Origin of the sequence: Petrocella sp. FN5 (genome assembly GCF_029210395.1) — a bacterium.
In the GTDB taxonomy this organism is placed as follows: domain Bacteria; phylum Bacillota; class Clostridia; order Lachnospirales; family Vallitaleaceae; genus Petrocella.
In genome coordinates this window covers 1-20,368 of the sequence record NZ_JARGDP010000015.1, presented here as the reverse complement: position 1 = coordinate 20,368, position 20,368 = coordinate 1, and the positions used below count along the sequence as shown (strand labels likewise).

Below are 20,368 nucleotides of genomic sequence, written 5' to 3'. Positions count from 1 at the left end.
GCTGCATTAATAATTATAGTTAAAGTAGGGGAAAGATGGAAAAACAGGTACTTAAGGTCAGTCATGTCAACGCCTATATAAAACAATTGATGGATAAAGACTTCATCTTAAAGAACCTTTCGGTTCAAGGTGAAATATCTAATTATAAAGCACATAGTTCAGGTCATCTGTATTTCACTTTAAAAGATGACGAGAGTACCATAAGCTGTATTATGTTTAGAACCCATGTCCAGAATCTGGGATTTGAAGTCGAAAACGGTATGAAGATTATTGTACAGGGAGCGGTTTCAGTCTATGAGCGAAGCGGTCAATACCAGATATATGTTCGCAAAATAATGCAGGACGGGTTAGGTCAATTATATCAGGCTTTTGAAGAATTGAAGAAAAAATTAAGTCGTGAAGGACTCTTTGATGAAGCAGCCAAAAAACCTATTTGTAAATACGCAGGGCATATTGGAATCATCACCTCCGATACAGGTGCTGCTATAAGGGACATCGTCCAAGTGGCGAAACGTCGCAACCCATATATAAAAATGACGCTTTATCCAGCACTTGTGCAAGGTCCGGATGCAGCCCAAACCATCATCAAAGGTATAGGATATTTTAATCAAGAACAAAAAGTAGACACCATTATCCTTGGAAGAGGTGGTGGGTCCATTGAAGATCTATGGGTGTTTAATGAAGAAGATGTGGCTAGAAGTATTTATGCGTCAGATATACCCATTATATCTGCTGTCGGTCATGAAACGGATTTTACCATATCAGACTTTGTTGCAGACCTTAGAGCACCAACACCTTCAGCAGCAGCTGAATTGGCGGTTTATGATTACTATACCTTACAAAACAACCTGAATCAATATGACTTAACATTAAGGCAGGCCATGTACCGTCAGTTGGATTATAAGAAAAAAAGATTAGAATTGTTAAAAATACAATTATCCCATGAGCACCCGGGATTGAAATATGAAAGAAAGTATCAATATATAACAGAATTAGAAGATAAAATAAAAATGCGCATGGAAAACATCTTGAGAAAAAAGAAACATCAGGTGAACCTACTAGAGGAACAATTAAAAGGCTTGTCACCGATTCAGAGATTAAAAGAGGGATATGCTTACTTAAGTGATCTTCAGCTTAATAAAGTTACATCCGTTAACCAACTTAATCCTAATGACAAGGTTATGTTGACTTTATCCGATGGTCAGGTCATAGCCAATGTTGATGTCATAGAATATAATAAAGGAGATGCTTGAAATGGATAAAACGACTTCTTTTGAAACATCAATAGAAAAACTTGAGAATATCGTAAATGACCTAACATCAGATGATCTTACACTAGAGGATTCAATTAAAAAATACAAAGAAGGCATGGCATTGGTAAAGCATTGTAACGATTCTATTGACAAAATAGAAAAAGAACTGGAAATCCTGACAAATAAGAAGGCGTAAAGATGAATGGATTTGATGAAAAATTAAAACAACGACAACAAAATATTAATCAACTTCTTATCGAATTTCTTCCTCAAGAAACCAGTGGCTATCACGAGATCGTCATAGAGGCGATGACCTATAGTCTTTTAGCAGGCGGAAAAAGGGTTAGACCTATGATTCTAGAAGAAGTCTATGGTTTATTCAAACCAAAGTCATTGGCTATTGAGCCTTTTATGGCGGCAATAGAGATGGTGCACACTTATTCTTTGGTTCATGATGATCTACCGGCTATGGATAACGATGATTTAAGACGGGGTTTGCCCACTTGCCACAAAAAATATGGTGAAAATATTGCAATTCTAGCCGGAGATGCTTTGTTAAATAGGGCCTATGAGATTATGCTTGAAGGTATCATGAAATATAAGTTAAACGATCAAGGTCTACTTGCGGCATCATGCTTAGCGACCAATGCGGGAACAAAAGGTATTATAGGCGGTCAAGTTGCAGATATTACCTATGAAGACCAGTTGGTCGATATGGATGTAATTGGTTATATCCATCAACATAAGACATCAGCCCTAATAGAGGCAGCTTTTATGATGGGTGGTTATTTAGCCGGACAAAATGATGAGGTCATTAAAAAATTAAATAGAATAGGAAGGTGCATTGGTCTAGCCTTTCAGATTCAGGATGACTTACTAGATATAATGGGAGAAGAGGCAAAGCTTGGTAAGCCAATTTTAAGTGATATGAAAAACAAAAAGACAACTTATGTAGATTTAAAAGGCGTTGAAGGTTCTAAAGTGATTGTTAGCGACTTGTTGAATGAAGCCATCAGCATCCTAAAATCCTTTGACAACAATAAGACGGCCTTCTTAATGGCATTTACAGACTATATCAAAGAACGTAGTTATTAGAGGAGAATAGCATGAATGAGATCAGTGATTTATTAACCAATAGGGTTTTTCTTTCTGCAATGTTAGCATGGTTTATCGCTCAATCTATTAAAATAACCTGGATATTGATCAAAGAAAAAAGATTTGATGTTGGTAGATTAATGGGGTCCGGTGGCATGCCCAGTGCCCATTCAGCATCTGTTGTTGCAACCACATTTTCTATCGGTAGGATTATGGGTTTTAACAGCCCTGTGTTCGGCTTTGCCGGCATGATGAGTTTTATTGTTATGTATGATGCAGCCAATGTAAGAATGGCCGCAGGTAAACAAGCAAAGCTTATTAATCGGATTATCAAAGAACTGGGAGAACATAAATTCTCAATGTACAAGGAACTTAAAGAACTCTTGGGTCATACTTATCTGGAAGTCTTTGTAGGTGCCTTACTGGGTATGATTATCGGACTTAATATGGCATAATAGGGCCAGTGATGTTATAATATGATTTATTAGTGCTGAAGATGCAGTATTCTAGTCATGACCTGCGCATCAGAAGACGGGCCTAAAAAACCGTATAAGGGCATATCGATGAAGTTTCTGGTGTGAGCTTGCGACGCCCAGTCGCGGGCTTGTGCTGGGAGTTAAGACATTAGGGCGATCCACAAGGGCATGTGGGCGTTGACCCTTTTGTCGCGGAGACCAACGTATGTGGGTTAACATGATCTACGGCGTTGGATTAAACCTGTCATGCGGCGTAAGCTGTGGACAGTGTAGCCTGCCTTGCGTGACTTTGAAGGGGATAGTAATTTAGGCATGGATTCTTAGGCCAAAGAGGAAGTGTTATTGTTGCTTGAAATTTGAAGTTGCTAAAGAGGCTAAGAAGCGTTTGGTGATGTGAGGAAAACTCCTAGACTGTTCGAAAGAGGTTATCATAGGATTACAGTGTGGTTATTAAGGCGATCTAGCGCCATTTATTTTGGGAATTCAATGAAAGAGGAATCGCTCCTTTGGCGACATCGGAGTTTGAATTCGGGAAAACCTGCTAGACCATATGCCGCAAAATTTACTATGATAATTATCTTCAGCTTTTAATAAAATGGGATTAATGTGATTTAAATTATGAGATGAGGGTGTACATGAGTGACCAAAAAAGTCGGATCAAATTCCGCAATATGTATACAAATAAAAAGGTGAATTATTTATGGGTTTATGTAATCACCGTGATTACATTTTTTGTAGCCTTAATTTTAGGCTATATATCTTTAGTATTTATGGAAAAAGTTAGTGTTATTGGCGCACTCTTTATATTGTTATTTATTGTTTTTTTAGGCGTCATTTTTGACTTATTAGGTATATCTGTTACAGCTGCCACGGAGACACCTTTTCACTCTATGTCTTCCGGTAAGGTTAGAGGTGCTCAAGAAGCCATATTGATTATTAGAAATGCCGGTGCTGTAGCCAACTTCTTCAATGATGTGATTGGGGATATTTCAGGCATTATTTCAGGATCTGCATCTGCGGCCATTATTATTAAACTAAATGAAACCATGACCCTAAAAACAACAGCTGCCAGTATTATTCTGACCTCTATTATTGCAGGGCTTACTGTTGGTGGCAAGGCAATTGGAAAAGAAGTTGCTTTACGACACGCCAATCATATTGTATATAGATTGGGTATTATATTAAGTTACATAAAAAGAAGGAAAAAAAGGTGACATATGTTTAAAATATTGGATAAAATTCATTCTCCTAAGGCTTTAAAAAGTCTTGATATGAATGATTTAAATAGATTAAGTCATGAAGTGAGAAAATACTTGGTAGATGTGATCAGCGTGACAGGTGGTCACTTAAGTTCTAATTTAGGTGTCGTTGAACTTACCATTGGTCTACATTATGTATTTAATTCACCTACAGACAAATTAATTTGGGATGTTGGGCATCAAAGTTATGTCCATAAGATCTTAACAGGACGAAAAGAAGCGCTTAAGACCGTTAGACAATACCAAGGACTAAGTGGCTTTCCTAAACGTAATGAAAGCGAGCATGATTGCTTTGATGTCGGACATAGTTCAACTTCGATATCTGCAGCTATTGGGTATGCGGTGGCTAGGGATATGCGTAAAGAAGATCATAGTGTTGTTGCCATAATCGGAGACGGCGCTTTGACTGGAGGTATGGCCTATGAAGCCCTTAACAATGGTGCGCAAATGAAAAAGAACTTCATCGTGATCTTAAATGATAATCAAATGTCCATTGGAAAAAATGTTGGTGGTATGGCAGAATATCTAGATACCATTAGAACAGGTCATGTTTATAAAGAAATCAAGCATGATGTTCACAAGGTATTGGATCATATTCCTGTAATAGGTAAAAGCCTGACAAAAGGGGTTAGAGAAATCAAAGATGCCTTTAAACAAGTTTTTATTCCCGGTATGTTTTTTGAAGAGATGGGTTATACCTATTTGGGGCCAATAGACGGTCATGCACTTCCACAGATTATTAAAGTACTCAATCAAGCCCGTCGGATTGAAGGACCGGTTCTGATTCATATTAATACAATTAAAGGAAAAGGCTATCACCACGCTGAAATCAACCCTTCTAAGTTTCATGGTACTAAACCCTTTATCACGAAAAATGGTGAAGCGTTAGTAAAAAAAGAGGTAAATACTAAAAAGTCTTATGGAGAACTGATGGGGGATAAATTAATTCAATATGTTAAAGAAGGTCATAAGGTTGCAGGTATTACAGCAGCCATGCCGGATGGAACAGGTATGACCCATTTTATGAAAACATGCCCAAAAGCTTTTTTTGATGTAGGGATTGCCGAACAACATGGGGTTACTTTTGCTGCAGGTTTGGGTCTAAGCGGTATCAAGCCATTTGTTGCCATTTATTCTACTTTTTTACAAAGAGCTTATGATCAGGTTTTACATGACGTTTGTATACAGAAAATACCCGTCGTTTTTATGTTAGATAGAGCCGGATTGGTTGGAGAAGACGGCGAAACCCATCAAGGTGTATTTGATTTATCTTATTTAAATCACATGCCGAATATGACCGTCATGGCGCCCATGGACAGTGAAACCTTTAAGGACATGATGGATTTTGCCTTAACCTATATGGAGGGTCCAATTGCCATTCGGTATCCAAAGGGTGAAGCACCCTATTACGAGTATGACAAAAGTCCCATTGCATATGGTAAAAGTGAAGTATTAGAAATGGGTAAAGAAATTGCCATTCTTGCCGTTGGTTCTATGGTGGATGAAGCCATAAAAGCCAGCGCAATGGTCGAAACAGCTGTAACCGTTGTAGACGCTCGATTTGTCAAGCCCATAGATTATGATCAGATTGATAGATTGGCAAACACACATAAGCATCTTTTGGTAGCAGAAGAAAACACCATGATAGGTGGGTATGGCAGTGAAGTGTTACGGTATGTGCATCGTAAAGGGTATGATATTAAAGTTGAAATCATGGGTATTAAGGATGATTTTATAGAACATGGCTCAAGAAATAAGCTAATGGAAGTATTAGGTTTGACAGCCAATCATATAGCGGCATATATAGAAAGATATAACAGGTGATACGATGTCAGTTGAGAAAGAAAGGCTTGATATTTTACTCGTTGAGTTGGGTCTAGCACCATCACGTGAAAAAGCCAAGACATTAATCATGTCCGGAAATGTTTTTGTTGGCGGTCAGAGAGAAGATAAAGCAGGAACAAAAGTCAATAAAGCCCTGGAAGTTATTGTTAAATCCAACCCAAACCCTTATGTGAGTCGTGGTGGTTTCAAATTGGAAAAAGCATTACAACAATACCCAATCGTTCTTGAAGACAAGATTTGTATGGATGTTGGGGCTTCGACAGGTGGATTTACCGATTGTATGTTACAAAATGGTGCGAAGAAAATCTATGCAATTGATGTTGGACGAGGACAATTGGATTGGAAGCTTCGACAAGATACGCGTGTGGTCTGTATGGAGAAAACAAATATTAGGTATGTAACGCCAGAGCAGATTCCGGACCCTATTGATTTTGTTAGTATGGATGTATCCTTCATTTCAATTCTTAAAGTCCTACCTACAGTTAAGCTGTTGATGCGTCAACAATGTGAAATGATTTGCTTGGTCAAGCCTCAATTCGAAGCCGGACGTGAAAAAGTTGGGAAAAAGGGTGTGGTTAGAGATCCTTTAATTCATAAAGAAGTTTTGATCCGTATTTTGTCAGAATCGGTTCAAATGGGTTTTGAATTTTTAGGTTTGGACTATTCACCAATTAAAGGCCCAGAGGGTAATATTGAGTATTTATTATATGTAAGAAAGAATACAGTGGATGTGTCCTATGAAAGCTTTAAGGCACGTATTGATGCGGTCGTAGATCAAGCTCATAATACACTGTAGTTGGTGGCGTAATGAAGAATGTCTATATGATTATTAACACCAGTAAAGACCCAACTTTGACCTATAGTTGTAAAATCATGGATTGGTTAAAGTCAAAGGACTGTAAAGTGTACATAGATAACTATGTACGAGAGTGTTATGCCTTCAATGCTATTGATATAGAAGATGATTCTGAACTGGACGATATTGATTTTGCCATTGTACTTGGAGGTGATGGTACGATTATTCATTCTGCCCGACGATTAGCTATGCATGAAATTCCGATTCTAGGCATTAACTTAGGAAATCTTGGATTCTTAGCGGAGATAGAGGAACATGAGTGGCAAGAAAATCTAGAAAAAGTATTGGAAGGTAAGTTTGAAATTGAAACCAGAATGATGCTTGAAGCACAAATATACAATGAAGGTCTCTTAATCGAAGAGGGTTTTTGCCTAAATGATGTGGTTATTAGTCGTATGGCTTTATCTCGAATGGTTGGATTTAGTATTTACGTTAATGAGGAATTTGTTAATTATTATTCAGCGGATGGGATTATTATTGCAACACCTACGGGATCCACAGCTTATAATCTATCTGCAAACGGACCGATTCTGGCGCCTCATAATGAAATGATTGTTATGACGCCTATTTGTCCCCACTCTTTAACAGCTAGAAGTATTGTATTGTCCAGCAACGATAAAGTCAAAATTAATTTTGAACATAATCGTCGCTCTTGGGATAATGACTTAATGGTGACCATCGATGGTCAAGATGGTAAAGAAATCAACAATGATGCAGAAATCATCATCCAAAAAGCCGATTTAAAAACCAGGCTGATTAAAATAGAAGGACATAACTTTTATCATATATTAAGAAGAAAACTGGGTGGTAATTAGAGGAGGTTGGTTATGAAAATAGCTAGACAGTCAAAGATCATAGAGTTGGTGAATCATTTTGTCATCGAAACCCAAGAGGAATTGGTGCATCGACTTCAGGAAGATGGTTTTGAAGTTACACAGGCAACGATTTCAAGAGATATTAGGGATCTGAAACTTACCAAAGTTTCCATACCCGGTGGCAAACAAAAATATGCCATACTTCCATCTAAAGAAACCAATCTGAGTGAAAAGTACATTCGTATTTTTAAGAATGGATACAGCAGTATGGATCGGGCAGGTAATATGATTGTACTTAAGACTTTAACCGGTATGGCTATGGCAGTAGCAGCTGCAGTAGATGCTATGGATTTTGATGAAGTTGTGGGATGTATTGCTGGTGATGACACCATATTTTGTGCAACTCGAACTGAAGCTGATGCTATTTTTGTCATGGAACGTTTAAACAAAGTGGCACACAGCCAATAAGAACATAGGCTTATGGGAGGATTAGATGTTAACTTATCTACATGTAGAAAATTTTGCTCTAATTAAATCTTTGGAAATTGACTTTGATCATGGTCTGACGGTTCTTAGTGGTGAAACCGGTGCAGGTAAATCTATTGTTATTGGTTCGATGAATGCCATCTCCGGTGGAAAGTTAGATAAGTCGATGATTCGTAAAGGATCTGATTATGCCTTGATTGAGATGATTTTTGTTCTACAGGAAGAAGCGTTAATCAGATTAAAAGAAAAATATGGTATTGACTACAATCATGAACAAGAGCTATTAATATCAAGAAGATTCAATATGACAGGGCGTAGTGTGTATAAAGTCAACCATCAGACCGTGACGGTTGGGGTGGTAAGCGAAATAGCGGATATGACCTTGGACATTCACAGTCAACATGAACATCAATCTCTTTTAGATCAAAACAACCATATTGATTTATTGGACCGGTATGTTGGTCAAGGGCTTAAGACCTTAAAAGATGATCTATATATGGATTATAAGGCCTATAAAAAACTGACCAAAATCGTAGAAGAAGACTATCTCACAGTAGATGATCGAAAGCGGGAAATAGATTTTTTAAAGTTTGAAATCAATGAGATTCAATCTGCCCATCTGATTGAAGGCGAAGATGAAACTTTAAGTAAAGAGTTTAAGCTTTTATCTAATCGTAATAAAATCCTTCAAAAATTATTGGGTGTTGAACAGCGTTTAACACAAAACCCGGAAATGAATCTATGGGAATGGATTGGTCACATTTTACGGGATTTTGAAGGTATACGCCATTTGGATGAAGAAATTGAAGATATGGCCATTATGATGGCACAAATTGAAGATATGGTCAGGGATTTGAATAAACATGTGGAAAATTATCTAGAGGCATTAGAAGCAGACGATCAAAGCTTGAATGAAGTAGAAGAACGTATACACATCATTAATACTTTAAAGTCTAAATATGGTCATAGTATAGAGGCGATTTTAGCTGCATTAGAAGAGAAAGAAAAGCGCTTAAAACATTTGGAAAACTATGAAATAGACTTGGAAAAAAACAAAGAAGCCATTCAAAAGTTAACAGAACGACTGGAGACAAAGTGTGAAAAAATTTCTCGTCTAAGACAGAAAGCGGCAAAAGAAATTGGAAAAAATATTGAAACCGTACTGGTGGATTTGAATTTTGCAGACGCAAAAATGGAAATCAATATTGAAAAACTAGATGAATTCGGCCAAAATGGCTATGATCAAGTTACTTTCTTGATCAGTACCAATAAAAACGAGTCCGTACAACCCTTAACTAAGATCGCATCCGGTGGTGAACTTTCAAGGGTTATGCTCGCCATTAAGTCCGTTTTTGCTGAAATGGATCAAATTGGTACCTTGGTTTTTGATGAAATCGATAGCGGTATCAGCGGTCGAACCGCCCAAAAAGTAGGAGAAAAAATGTCGATTTTGGCCATGCATAGACAGATTATATGTATCACCCATTTGCCACAAATCAGCGCCATGGCAGATCAGCATTATTTAATCGAGAAGTCAGAGTCACAAAACAGGATTGAGACTTTTGTTAGACCATTAAAAGGTGCGGAAATCTTCCAAGAATTGGCCAGACTTATTGGCGGTGTGAAAATAACTGAGAATACATTAGAGTCGGCTAAAGAAATGAAAGAACAAGCGACAGCAATAAAAGAGGCTTATATTAATAAAGCTTAAATGAGATGAAACCAAGGGGGCTAAAGTTATACTTTAGCCCCCTTGGTTTGTAGAAAAAGTAACTACAATAGCAAATACAGAACAAGATATTATATTAAGAACTTCAAGCTGATATCAAGAGCATGAACCGAATGGGTGAGAGCACCTACACTGATGATGTTCACACCGGTTTTGGCCACATCAACGATGCGGTCTAGGGTCATATTGCCACTGGCTTCTAATTGGGCTCTCCCCTGATTAATCTCGACAGCAGCGCGAAGCATATCGTTGGTCATGTTATCTAGCATGACAATATCCACGCCAAGTCTCAAGGCTTCCTTTAGTCCTTCAAGACTTTCAACTTCTATTTCGATTTTGGTTGTATGGGGTACCCTTAAGCGAACTTGAGCCACTGCGTTTTTTATTGATCCGGCTCCGGCAATGTGATTATCCTTAATCATAACAGCATCCGAGAGTCCATATCTATGATTGTAACAGCCTCCGATTCGAACGGCATATTTTTCGAGTAGTCTAAGACCGGGCGTGGTTTTTCTTGTATCAACGACCCGAACAGGAAAGGCCTTAACAGCCTGAGCATAATGATGGGACATCGTTGCAATACCACTTAAGCGTTGACATAGATTCAAGGCTAATCTTTCACCCATTAGAATCTTATCAAGAGGGCCGTTTAGGGTACCTATGATGAATCCCGGCTCTACCAAATCACCATCATTAGCAAATGTTTCAAAAACGATTGTACTGTCTATCGTTTGAAAGACGAGTTTCATAACTTCTATACCACAGATAACACCATCTTCTTTAGCGATAAAAGAGGCTTGAACCTTATGGTCATGAAATACGATGTTTTGGGAAGTGATATCGCCATAGGGCATATCTTCCTCAAGCCATTCAATAATTTTTGCTACTAATTGATGCTTATTTATAGGTCCTTGCATGATTTAAGCCCTTTCTTTTCTATTTCTTTGTAGTGGCAGCCTAAGCTCTCATGATTTAAGGCATCTTCAACAACCATCAAACTGACGGACACGAGGTTATAAGATTTGGCATGGTCTACATGATCAAAACGTATTTTTTTGAGCGGGGACAGAAGGCGTATTAGCTCAGATTTTGCCAACTTAAGTTGATGGTCATAGCGAACAATGCCAACATATTTGGTCATGATTTCTTGAACACAGGCCTTATGGATTTTATAACTATTTGAAACAGTTGTCTTAGTATGTTTCCATGTATCCAGTGGGTCCTTGGTAATAGAAGGCAGTGATATATGTTCGTGACTAGAAACAATGTGTTCGGCAACGTTTTTACCAAAGACCAAACACTCCAAGAGTGAGTTGCTGGCCAATCGATTGGCACCATGAACTCCGGTTGAGGCAACTTCACCACATGCGTATAGATTCATAAGATTGGTACGTCCCATTAAATCCGTACAAATGCCACCAATGGCATAATGGGCCACCGGTGTTACAGGAACAAGGTCAACCCCTAGAGTTAAACCGTCTTTTTCTAATGTTTTATATATGTTCGGAAAGCGTTCTTTTAAGTATTTTGTTTTTAAGTGCCTTGTATCCAAGTAAACAAAAGCTTCTTGAGTGGACGCTATAACATCATAGATGGCCTTTGAAACAATATCTCTAGGAGCCAACTCTTTCAAAGGGTGAATGGGATCCATAAATCTATTTTTATGAGCATCTAGCAAATAGGCCCCTACACCTCGTATGGCTTCGGTTATAAGAAAATACCCCTTGTCTTTATTTTTATATGCAGTGGGATGAAATTGTATATAACGCATATCTTGACATTTTGCACCTGCAAAAGCGGCGATGGCGATGGCCTCACCGGTTGAACCTTCTTGATTCGTAGTATGTGTATACAAATCACCAAGTCCACCAGTTGCCATAACAATATGTTTGGCATAGATAACTTGTATGGTTTCATTCATTTCATAAACAATGCCTATGGCTTGCTGATCATGTATTACCAGCTCTAGTAAGGAAGCACCTTTTAAGATTTGTATATTATTTGCGGACTCAATTTTTTGGTCTAATAGACTCATTACAGATTGTCCGGTTTGATCGCCGCCGGCATGAATCACTCTAGGATATGAGTGCCCACCTTCTAAAGTAGCATGTATTTTTTTTTGTGCGTCGTAATCAAATTCCACACCAAGTTTTTTTAGAGTCTGGATTTGATAGGGTGCATTCTCAATCAATGTCTTAACCGCGTCAAGCTTATTGGTATGCCTTCCGGCCGTTAAAGTGTCTTCAATATGCGCTTCAAAAGAATCTTTTTGGTCAAGTGAGATGGCAATACCGCCTTGGGCCAAGGTTGAGTTGGTTGAGTGGTGGCACATCATGGTAATCTCAAGATGGGTAGGTAGATTAAGTGCAACATAAGTACCCGCTAAGCCGGTACCGATAATAAGAACATCTGTAGTTTTCATGGTATGTCACCTTCTAACTGAGTGCCAGCATTTGATCTAAGGCATTATAAGCGGCCAATCGTGTTGATTTATCGATCATCATTTCAGGACTATTATTAAGTAAAGAACGATAAATGTCTTCCAATTCAGTTTTTTTCATATTCTGACATAATAATTTACCGGATGCTAGGTAAAATGCTTTTTCAGGTTCGTTTTGCTTCAGACGGTGTAAAACACCTTCTTCTGTACAAATGATAAAAGATCTGGCTGATGAGGCGCTAGCGCGATGAATAATGCCGGCCGTAGAACCAACGAAATCAGCTAATTTTACTACACTTGGATCGCATTCAGGATGGACTAGGACTTCGGCACTTGGATAAAGAACTTTCATAGAAATGACATCTTCAGGCTTCAAACGGTCATGGGTTCTACAAAACCCGGGCCACAAATGCATTTGCTGACCGGGTAGCTGTGTGTTGATATAGTGACCAAGGTTTTTGTCCGGTAAAAAAAGTATTTCTTTCTGGTCCAGTTGTCGGATGATATGCAAAGCATTAGATGAGGTGACGCAAATATCTGTTAAAGCTTTAACATCCGCTGAAGTATTGACATAAGATACAATATAATGGTTAGGATGTCTTTTTTTATGCATAGAGAGCGACTTGGCATCAACCATGTCTGCCATGGGGCATCCTGCATCTTGATTGGGTAGAAGTACCATCTTATCTGGAGATAGAATCTTGGCAGTTTCAGCCATGAATTTTACACCGCAAACGACAAGGCAATCGGCATCAACATCTTTACCGTATTTGGCCATAGCCAAAGAATCACCCACAAAATCAGCCAAATCCTGTATTTCAGGAGACTGGTAAAAGTGGGCAATGATGGTTGCGTTTTTTTTAGCTTTTAAATGATGAATTTTTGATATCAGTTCTTGAGACATGGTTATTCCTCTCCAATTTAGCATGTGTCTTGACATTATTTAGGAGAAGTATATCACAAAGAGGGTTCAAGTGTCAAAAGGAAGCTATAGAAACCTTATTAGAATCAAGCTTAACATACTAGGAAAAGAAATACTTAAGTGTTTAGCATGGATACTTTAATCGTTTAAGTAAATATATACAAAAAAAATGAATAATATCATTAATAAATGTTATATTTTATGTTATAATGAATGCAAGTCATAATAAGAGTTTAAATTCATTTAAACATTTAACAAAAGGTAATACTACGAAATATATAAAAATATTATAAAACATAGTAAAGTGTCTAAACAATAGGGTTGAACTATCATGTATTTTATATATGAACTTAGAATAACCTCATTTTGACACTTTAACAAAAGTCAAACAGGATTGGAGTGATGGTATTGGAGACGCAAATGTGGCGGGAATTTTTAATTCCGTATCAGCAAGCGGTACAAGAAATGCAAATAAAGTTTGAAAGTATTGTGAATGAATATCATAAATTAAGTCAATATTCACCAATTGAATTTGTTGCTGTTAGGGTTAAAAAGATTTCTAGCATTCTAGAAAAAGCTAAGAAAAAAGGCATTGCGTTAAGCGATATTGAAAATCAGATTGAAGATATTGCAGGGGTTAGAATTATTTGTCAGTTCGTTGAAGATATTGATAAGGTTGTAGATCTTATTAAGAGTAGAAGGGACATAATTATAAAGTATGAAAAAGATTATGTGACCAATACGAAGTCCAGTGGGTATAGAAGTTATCATATGATTATCTACTATGATGTTCACACAGCTTTGGGTGAGAAGCGTATACAGGCAGAAATCCAAATCCGTACTTTAGCTATGAATTTTTGGGCAACGATTGAGCATTCTCTAAAATATAAGTATAAGCATAATATACCGATAGAGATTAGAAATCGATTGGTAGCTGCAGCTGAGGCGGCTCATAACTTAGATAATGAAATGTCTAAGATTCGTACAGAAGTTCTGGATGCTCAGGATTCTTTTCAATATAAGTCCGGTATTATTGCAGATATTCTTAATAATGTTCAGAATATTAGCAGTGTGGCAAAGGATGATCTGGAAATTCAACATATTCAAGATGAGTTTTATCGTTTATGGGAATCCGGTGTTATTGAGGAGTTGACGGAGTTTAATAAGAGATTGGATATTGTAGCTGAGACATATAGGGCTCAGAGCTTGAATTAAAGAGATAAAGATTGTTGTAAGCAGTAAGTATTTATTTGAATCTGATGTCCGATAGGATTATCTGATTAATGAATACTTACTGCTTTTTACACATTTAAATAAGAGAAGGAACCCAATAATGGTATTTTTTATATTGTTTATTTCTACTTCACATGATATGATTAATCAGGCTATGCGCTGATATGAATGGCGTGGTCATGAGTGAGGTTTAGGATGGATTTACCTTTATTATTTGAAAAAGAAATGCGATTGCTACTGCAAGACAAGTATACTGATTTTATAGATGCTTATGATCAACCCAGATATTTTGGTTTGAGGGTTAATCCTTTGAAGGTAGGAGCAGATTTTCCTGATAAGATGGCCTTTGAGCTTAGAAAAATACCTTGGTGCCATGAAGGCTACTACTATCAAGAAGAGGAACGTCCTGGCAAAGATGCTTATTATATGGCGGGCTGTTATTATATTCAGGAACCCAGTGCGATGATGGTAGGTAGGGCGGTAGATGCTAAACCTGGAGATAAGATTATAGACTTATGTGCTGCTCCCGGTGGTAAAACGACTCATATTGCCGGTATGATGGATAATCGTGGCTTAATTGTCTCAAACGACATCAGTCCTTCAAGGGTGAGGCATTTAAGTAAGAATATACAAATTAGCGGCATTAGAAATTGTGTCGTTACAAGTGAAGATCCTAAGGTTTTGGCTAGGGCTTGGCCAGGTTATTTTGATAAAGTACTGGTAGATGCGCCTTGTTCAGGTGAAGGTATGTTTCGTAAAGACCCTAAGCTGATTAAGAGCTGGGAAGAGAGCGGACCGGATGATTTTGTCCCTATACAAAGAAGCATCTTAGCTTCAGCACATAGGTTACTGAAAAATGGTGGGACCTTAACCTATTCTACCTGTACCTTTAATATGAAAGAAAATGAGTATATGGTTGCGGCATTCTTAAAGGAATACCCGCAGTATGAATTATTAGAATTGGAGCGTATTTTGCCTGTGTCAGATGGTTTTTCTATAAATGGTTCAGATGCTTGTCTTAAGAGAACAAAAAGACTATGGCCCCATTTGTTTGAAGGTGAAGGGCATTTTGTTGCAAAAATGATAAAGAAAGATGTGTACATAGAATCAAATGTTCATGTTTTTCAGTCCTCTATTCATCAAGAGGCTAAAGCTGCTTTTTTGAATTTTGCAGAATCCATCGGTTACGAACCGGAAGAAGGTATAATAGATGCCTTACATCAACATGTTGATAAGATATTTTGTATGCCTAAAGAGGCACCAAAGACCCAAGGGCTTAGAGTTTTTTCCAGTGGTTGGTTACTTGGTACCTATCAAAAAAAACGGTTTGAACCTTCACAGGCTCTTGCCAGTGCACTTAAACCGGATCAAGTCAGAAACAAGATTATGTTAAGCCATGATGATATTAATGTAACTAGGTATTTGAAAGGTGAAACCTTGTCGATAGATGTAGAGAACGGTTGGTATCTCATTTGTGTCGATGTCTATAGCTTGGGATGGGGCAAAGTGGTTAATCATAAGCTGAAAAATAAGATTGAAGCAAGTTGGAGATGGTTATAATGTCCATGCGTTTAGATAAGTACTTAAGCAATATGGGAGTTGGCACGAGACGAGAAGTCAAGAAATTAATCCAATACGGCAAAGTCATGGTGAACAAGGAAGTTGTCAAGACCATAGATTATAAAGTGGCTGAAGACAAGGATCATGTCATGGTTTATGGCAAGACAATAGGGTATGCCGTCAATGTGTATATGATGTTAAACAAGCCGGCCGGTTGTATTACAGCTACCCAGGACACAAAAGATAAAACGGTGCTGGACCTCGTAAACCACAAGAGAAAGAAAGATTTATTTCCTATTGGTCGATTGGATAAAGATACAGAAGGACTTTTGATTCTGACCAATGACGGCCAACTGGCACATCGCTTATTATCACCTAAGAAACACGTTCCAAAAGTCTATTATGCAAGAATTAAAGGTTGTGTTACTTTGGCCGATTGCAAACTATTTCTAGTAGGCGTGACACTGGATGATGGTTATAAGACCATGCCGGCAAAACTGGAAATCTTAAGTGCCGGTGAAGCATCAGAGGTCTATATCACCATACATGAAGGGAAATTCCATCAGGTGAAGCGTATGTTTGAAGCCGTTGACAAAGAAGTTGTCTATCTAAAGAGAATACAAATGGGAGGATTGAGCCTAGATTCAAATCTTAAGCTGGGTGGTTATAGAGAACTTCGTGAAGACGAAGTACAAGCACTCGAGACTTTCTAAATACAAGGAGAATTATGTTAAAAAATATAAAAGCAGTCATATTTGATATGGATGGAACATTGATTGATTCCATGTGGTTATGGAAAAGGATTGATATGGAATATCTAGAGCGGTTTGGATTGTCATTACCAGATGATCTTCAAGGTGATATTGAAGGTATGAGCTTCAGTGAAACCGCGACGTATTTCAAAAAAAGATTTAATCTTTTGGATTCGGTTGAAACCATTAAAGGTGAATGGAATAAGATGGCATGGTCCTATTACACTGAAAAGGTGACTTTAAAAGAAGACGCAAGTCTATTCTTAAGTCATTTGAAGGATCATGGATTTAAAACAGGCATAGGTACAAGTAACTCCAAAGAGTTGGTTTCATTGGTTATGAACAAATTCAAAATCAATCATTTTTTTCACAGCGTACGTACCAGCTGTGAGGTAGCAAAAGGTAAGCCAAGTCCGGATATCTATCTGCAAGTTGCCAAAGACTTGATGGTTCTACCTGAGGAATGTTTGGTTTTTGAAGATGTGCCGATGGGTATTATGGCCGCAAAAAATGCAGGTATGAAAGTATGTGCCATTTATGATGATTTTTCCAAAAATATGACGGACGAAAAAATAAGATTGGCAGATTATTATGTGAATGGTTATACGGATGTGATGCAAGTGATTAGGAATGAGGCTTGACCTATGTTTTTACCGATTTCAAAACCGGATATGGAACAACGTGGCATTCATCAATTGGATTTCATTTTAGTAACGGGTGATGCCTATGTGGACCACCCTTCTTTTGGTGCAGCTATTATAGCAAGAGTACTTGAAAGAGAAGGCTTTACTGTCGGTATTATTGCTCAACCGGACTGGAGAAACCATGATGATATTATGAAACTTGGTATTCCAAGACATGCCTTTTTGGTAACCGGTGGGAACATTGATTCTATGGTGAACCACTACTCTGTAACGAAGAAAAGACGAAAAGAAGATGTCTATACACCAGGTAATGTCGCGGGGAAAAGACCGGACCGAGCAACCATTGTATATGGGAACCTGATTAGACAAGCCTTTGGGGATGTGCCTATTATTATTGGTGGTATTGAAGCATCTCTTAGACGTATGGGTCATTATGATTATTGGAGTGATCAAGTTAGGCGGTCTATACTCTTAGACAGTCAGGCGGATTTACTTCTGTATGGCATGGCTGAAAAAAGCATTGTTCAAGTAGGGCAAGCCCTTGAGTCGGGTATTCATATAAAAGACATAACTTTTGTAAAAGGTACCTGTTATAGGGGAACAAATCTTGAAGGGGTTTATGATAAAATTATATTGCCTACATTTAAGAACATTAAAACCTCAAAAGAAGCTTATGCAAAAAGCTTTTTACTCCAATCTCAAAATACAGATGCCATAACAGGGAAAACGCTTGTAGAAACTTATGGTGATCGGGAGTATATTGTGCAATTACCACCTCAAGCGCCTCTAACTGAAAGCGCGTTTGACAGTATCTATGGGTTGAACTATGAAAGAACATATCATCCAAGTTATGAAGTCTTAGGTGGCATATCGGCTATTAAGGAAGTCAAATTCAGCATAATTAGCAATAGAGGGTGTTATGGGGCTTGTAATTTCTGTGCATTGACTTTTCATCAAGGGAGAGTCATGCAGGCCAGATCGCCAAAATCAATTATTAGAGAAGCAGAAAGCTTTGTTGAAGACAAAGACTTTAAAGGTTATATTCATGACGTTGGTGGACCGACAGCGAATTTCAGAAAGCCGTCCTGTCAGAAACAACTCAAATATGGTGTATGTAAAGAGAAGCAATGTCTGTTTCCAGAGAAATGTGAAAATCTAGATGTGGATCATACAGAATATGTAGAGATTTTAAGAAAACTACGTAGTATCCCAAAAGTGAAGAAGGTGTTTGTACGATCCGGCATTCGGTTTGATTATCTCATGTATGATAAAGACCCTACATTTTTTAATGAGCTTTGTGAACATCATATTAGTGGTCAACTTAAAGTGGCGCCAGAGCATGTTGATCATGAAGCACTAAGCTATATGGGAAAGCCAGATCACGCGATATATGAACGCTTTACCAAACGTTACGAAAATAAGAATGAGGCGTTGGAGAAAAAGCAATTTCTTGTACCTTACTTAATGTCTTCCCATCCCGGTTCCACTTTACAAAGCGCAATAAAACTGGCTCTATATTTAAGAGACATTGGCCATCAGCCTCAGCAGGTACAAGATTTTTACCCAACACCGGCAACAGCCTCGACCACTATGTATTATACAGGATTGGATCCAAGAACGATGAAACCTGTTTTTGTGCCTAAAAAGGCGAAGGAAAAGGCTATGCAAAGAGCTTTGATTCAATATAAAAAGCCACAAAATTATGAGTTGGTTAAAGAAGCACTTCTATTAGCAGGAAGAGAAGATCTTATTGGTTTTGATCGAGACTGCTTAATACGGCCAAGACAAAACAGTGATAAATCAAGACAGAACCAACATCAACCCCATAGTGTACCTAAGCAGACAAAAGACGGATTGGCTAAAAAAGATAGACCAAAAAGTAATGTTAAGAGTCATATTAAGAATAATTCTAAGGGGCAAACCAAAACAGGACCGAAGCAAAAAAGAAAAACAATACGGAATGTGCACAAGAAGAAAAAGTAGTTTTGACACTTTAAGCAGTTTAAGTTATAATACAGTGTACTAAAGAATCCTATAACTATGGATGTGCATAGAAAACGATGAGGAAGAGTGATGAAAATGATCAACAGTATGACCGGATTTGGTCGAGGCGAACATGTCAAAGATCAAAGAAAGATGATTGTAGAGATGAAATCCGTCAATCATAGATACTGCGATGTAAATGTCCGTCTCCCTAGAAAACTGAATTTTCTGGAAAATGACATTAAAACCTATACCAAAAAGAAGTTGTCTAGAGGAAAGATAGATGTCTATTTAACTTATGAGGACAATTCAACAAAGCAAGAGAGTATCCGGTTCAATGAAGCTCTAACAGAAGAGTATTTAACCTATTTCCAATATATAAGTGATAAATATAACCTTGAAAATGATATAAAAGTATCTCATATATCAAGATACCCTGATGTTTTTGTATTAGAAGAACAACAAGATGATGAGAATCTTCTATGGGGCATACTAAAAGAAGCCCTTGATTTAGCCATTGAAAAGATGGTTGAGACAAGACAAGTAGAAGGCGAATTACTTAAGAAAGATATTCTTCTAAAAATGACGGCCATGAAAGATGCACTTTTTCTTATTGAGAAAGAATCATCAACAGTGGTTAAGGATTATCAAATCAAGTTGGAGGCACGCATTTTAGAACTGTTATCGAATGCAGCTGTAGATGAAGCTAGGTTAGCTGTTGAGGTTGCACTATTCGCTGATCGTTGTTGTATCGATGAAGAAATTGTACGCTTAAGAAGTCATATTGAGCATATGGAAAAAACCCTCGAGTCAGACCAACCCATTGGCAGAAAGTTGGATTTTCTCACACAGGAAATGAACCGTGAAGCCAATACCATATTGTCTAAGGCCAATAGTTTACTAATATCCGGTCATGGTCTAGAGTTGAAAACGGATATTGAGAAAATCAGAGAACAGATTCAAAACATTGAGTAAATGGTTAAGGGTCAAAACTATTTAGTTGAATTTTCACATTCGATA

Annotated in this window: 19 protein-coding genes; 16 read left to right on the top strand and 3 right to left on the bottom strand. The window is 37.7% G+C overall.

Going from position 1 to position 20,368, the window contains the following annotated elements:
• Positions 1 to 35: 35 nt before the first annotated feature.
• The 10 genes from xseA to recN all read left to right on the top strand — a co-directional run bounded on the left by xseA (position 36) and on the right by recN (position 9,796).
• Positions 36 to 1,253, top strand: a complete 1,218-nt coding sequence (gene xseA / locus P0N36_RS05985) for an exodeoxyribonuclease VII large subunit (protein ID WP_275841932.1) — start codon at positions 36 to 38, stop codon at positions 1,251 to 1,253.
• 1 nt (position 1,254) lies between these two features.
• Positions 1,255 to 1,449, top strand: a complete 195-nt coding sequence (gene xseB / locus P0N36_RS05980) for an exodeoxyribonuclease VII small subunit (RefSeq protein ID WP_275841931.1) — start codon at positions 1,255 to 1,257, stop codon at positions 1,447 to 1,449.
• A gap of 2 nt (positions 1,450 to 1,451) precedes the next feature.
• Positions 1,452 to 2,348, top strand: coding sequence for a polyprenyl synthetase family protein (locus tag P0N36_RS05975; protein WP_275841930.1), 897 nt, complete (start codon positions 1,452 to 1,454; stop codon positions 2,346 to 2,348).
• Positions 2,349 to 2,359: 11 nt separating this feature from the next.
• Entirely contained in the window at positions 2,360 to 2,803 is a 444-nt protein-coding gene (locus P0N36_RS05970; protein ID WP_275841929.1) for a divergent PAP2 family protein, read from the top strand.
• Between the two features lie 656 nt (positions 2,804 to 3,459).
• The gene (locus tag P0N36_RS05965; RefSeq protein WP_275841928.1) at positions 3,460 to 4,038 is read left to right on the top strand and encodes a hypothetical protein; all 579 of its coding nucleotides are present in this window, start codon (positions 3,460 to 3,462) and stop codon (positions 4,036 to 4,038) included.
• Positions 4,039 to 4,041: 3 nt separating this feature from the next.
• A complete protein-coding gene (gene dxs / locus P0N36_RS05960) occupies positions 4,042 to 5,907 on the top strand; it encodes a 1-deoxy-D-xylulose-5-phosphate synthase (protein WP_275841927.1) in 1,866 nt (621 codons plus the stop codon).
• A gap of 4 nt (positions 5,908 to 5,911) precedes the next feature.
• A complete protein-coding gene (locus P0N36_RS05955; RefSeq protein WP_275841926.1) occupies positions 5,912 to 6,724 on the top strand; it encodes a TlyA family RNA methyltransferase in 813 nt (270 codons plus the stop codon).
• A gap of 11 nt (positions 6,725 to 6,735) precedes the next feature.
• On the top strand, positions 6,736 to 7,599 hold the full coding sequence (locus P0N36_RS05950) for an NAD(+)/NADH kinase (protein ID WP_275841925.1): 864 nt from the start codon (positions 6,736 to 6,738) through the stop codon (positions 7,597 to 7,599).
• Positions 7,600 to 7,611: 12 nt separating this feature from the next.
• Positions 7,612 to 8,067, top strand: coding sequence for an arginine repressor (argR, locus tag P0N36_RS05945; RefSeq protein WP_275841924.1), 456 nt, complete (start codon positions 7,612 to 7,614; stop codon positions 8,065 to 8,067).
• Positions 8,068 to 8,092: 25 nt separating this feature from the next.
• Entirely contained in the window at positions 8,093 to 9,796 is a 1,704-nt protein-coding gene (gene recN / locus P0N36_RS05940; RefSeq protein WP_275841923.1) for a DNA repair protein RecN, read from the top strand.
• 89 nt (positions 9,797 to 9,885) lie between these two features.
• Here the strand turns inward: recN and nadC are convergent, their stop codons facing one another.
• The 3 genes from nadC to nadA are packed head-to-tail and all read right to left on the bottom strand — an operon-like array spanning position 9,886 to position 13,158.
• A complete protein-coding gene (nadC, locus tag P0N36_RS05935) occupies positions 9,886 to 10,731 on the bottom strand; it encodes a carboxylating nicotinate-nucleotide diphosphorylase (protein WP_275841922.1) in 846 nt (281 codons plus the stop codon).
• Positions 10,716 to 12,236 (bottom strand): L-aspartate oxidase, encoded by a 1,521-nt coding sequence (gene nadB / locus P0N36_RS05930; protein WP_275841921.1) that lies wholly within the window; start codon positions 12,234 to 12,236, stop codon positions 10,716 to 10,718. The genes nadC and nadB overlap by 16 nt, the downstream gene beginning before the upstream one ends.
• A 13-nt stretch (positions 12,237 to 12,249) precedes the next feature.
• Complete coding sequence (gene nadA, locus P0N36_RS05925; protein ID WP_275841920.1) at positions 12,250 to 13,158, bottom strand: quinolinate synthase NadA; 909 nt, start codon at positions 13,156 to 13,158, stop codon at positions 12,250 to 12,252.
• A 438-nt stretch (positions 13,159 to 13,596) separates the two neighbouring features.
• On the opposite strand from nadA, the gene P0N36_RS05920 reads away from it, so the two are divergent.
• From P0N36_RS05920 to P0N36_RS05895, 6 genes are all read left to right on the top strand, one after another.
• Complete coding sequence (locus tag P0N36_RS05920; RefSeq protein ID WP_330683968.1) at positions 13,597 to 14,391, top strand: GTP pyrophosphokinase; 795 nt, start codon at positions 13,597 to 13,599, stop codon at positions 14,389 to 14,391.
• 213 nt (positions 14,392 to 14,604) lie between these two features.
• A complete protein-coding gene (locus P0N36_RS05915) occupies positions 14,605 to 15,969 on the top strand; it encodes an RsmB/NOP family class I SAM-dependent RNA methyltransferase (protein WP_275841919.1) in 1,365 nt (454 codons plus the stop codon).
• Entirely contained in the window at positions 15,969 to 16,682 is a 714-nt protein-coding gene (locus P0N36_RS05910; RefSeq protein ID WP_275841918.1) for a pseudouridine synthase, read from the top strand. The genes P0N36_RS05915 and P0N36_RS05910 overlap by 1 nt, the downstream gene beginning before the upstream one ends.
• 11 nt (positions 16,683 to 16,693) lie before the next feature.
• Positions 16,694 to 17,362 carry an HAD family hydrolase gene (locus tag P0N36_RS05905; protein WP_442957182.1) on the top strand — a complete coding sequence of 223 codons (669 nt, stop codon included), beginning with the start codon at positions 16,694 to 16,696 and terminating at the stop codon, positions 17,360 to 17,362.
• 3 nt (positions 17,363 to 17,365) lie between these two features.
• Positions 17,366 to 19,348 (top strand): YgiQ family radical SAM protein, encoded by a 1,983-nt coding sequence (locus P0N36_RS05900; protein WP_275841916.1) that lies wholly within the window; start codon positions 17,366 to 17,368, stop codon positions 19,346 to 19,348.
• A gap of 96 nt (positions 19,349 to 19,444) precedes the next feature.
• Positions 19,445 to 20,323 carry a YicC/YloC family endoribonuclease gene (locus P0N36_RS05895; RefSeq protein ID WP_275841963.1) on the top strand — a complete coding sequence of 293 codons (879 nt, stop codon included), beginning with the start codon at positions 19,445 to 19,447 and terminating at the stop codon, positions 20,321 to 20,323.
• Positions 20,324 to 20,368: the final 45 nt, after the last annotated feature.

Excerpts from the sequence above, each read along its gene's own strand:
- xseA (WP_275841932.1), top strand. The coding sequence starts at position 36 with ATGGAAAAACAGGTACTTAAGGTCAGTCATGTCAACGCCTATATAAAA.
- xseB (WP_275841931.1), top strand. The coding sequence starts at position 1,255 with ATGGATAAAACGACTTCTTTTGAAACATCAATAGAAAAACTTGAGAAT.
- P0N36_RS05975 (WP_275841930.1), top strand. The coding sequence starts at position 1,452 with ATGAATGGATTTGATGAAAAATTAAAACAACGACAACAAAATATTAAT.
- P0N36_RS05970 (WP_275841929.1), top strand. The coding sequence starts at position 2,360 with ATGAATGAGATCAGTGATTTATTAACCAATAGGGTTTTTCTTTCTGCA.
- P0N36_RS05965 (WP_275841928.1), top strand. The coding sequence starts at position 3,460 with ATGAGTGACCAAAAAAGTCGGATCAAATTCCGCAATATGTATACAAAT.
- dxs (WP_275841927.1), top strand. The coding sequence starts at position 4,042 with ATGTTTAAAATATTGGATAAAATTCATTCTCCTAAGGCTTTAAAAAGT.
- P0N36_RS05955 (WP_275841926.1), top strand. The coding sequence starts at position 5,912 with ATGTCAGTTGAGAAAGAAAGGCTTGATATTTTACTCGTTGAGTTGGGT.
- P0N36_RS05950 (WP_275841925.1), top strand. The coding sequence starts at position 6,736 with ATGAAGAATGTCTATATGATTATTAACACCAGTAAAGACCCAACTTTG.
- argR (WP_275841924.1), top strand. The coding sequence starts at position 7,612 with ATGAAAATAGCTAGACAGTCAAAGATCATAGAGTTGGTGAATCATTTT.
- recN (WP_275841923.1), top strand. The coding sequence starts at position 8,093 with ATGTTAACTTATCTACATGTAGAAAATTTTGCTCTAATTAAATCTTTG.
- nadC (WP_275841922.1), bottom strand. The coding sequence starts at position 10,731 with ATGCAAGGACCTATAAATAAGCATCAATTAGTAGCAAAAATTATTGAA.
- nadB (WP_275841921.1), bottom strand. The coding sequence starts at position 12,236 with ATGAAAACTACAGATGTTCTTATTATCGGTACCGGCTTAGCGGGTACT.
- nadA (WP_275841920.1), bottom strand. The coding sequence starts at position 13,158 with ATGTCTCAAGAACTGATATCAAAAATTCATCATTTAAAAGCTAAAAAA.
- P0N36_RS05920 (WP_330683968.1), top strand. The coding sequence starts at position 13,597 with ATGTGGCGGGAATTTTTAATTCCGTATCAGCAAGCGGTACAAGAAATG.
- P0N36_RS05915 (WP_275841919.1), top strand. The coding sequence starts at position 14,605 with ATGGATTTACCTTTATTATTTGAAAAAGAAATGCGATTGCTACTGCAA.
- P0N36_RS05910 (WP_275841918.1), top strand. The coding sequence starts at position 15,969 with ATGTCCATGCGTTTAGATAAGTACTTAAGCAATATGGGAGTTGGCACG.
- P0N36_RS05900 (WP_275841916.1), top strand. The coding sequence starts at position 17,366 with ATGTTTTTACCGATTTCAAAACCGGATATGGAACAACGTGGCATTCAT.
- P0N36_RS05895 (WP_275841963.1), top strand. The coding sequence starts at position 19,445 with ATGATCAACAGTATGACCGGATTTGGTCGAGGCGAACATGTCAAAGAT.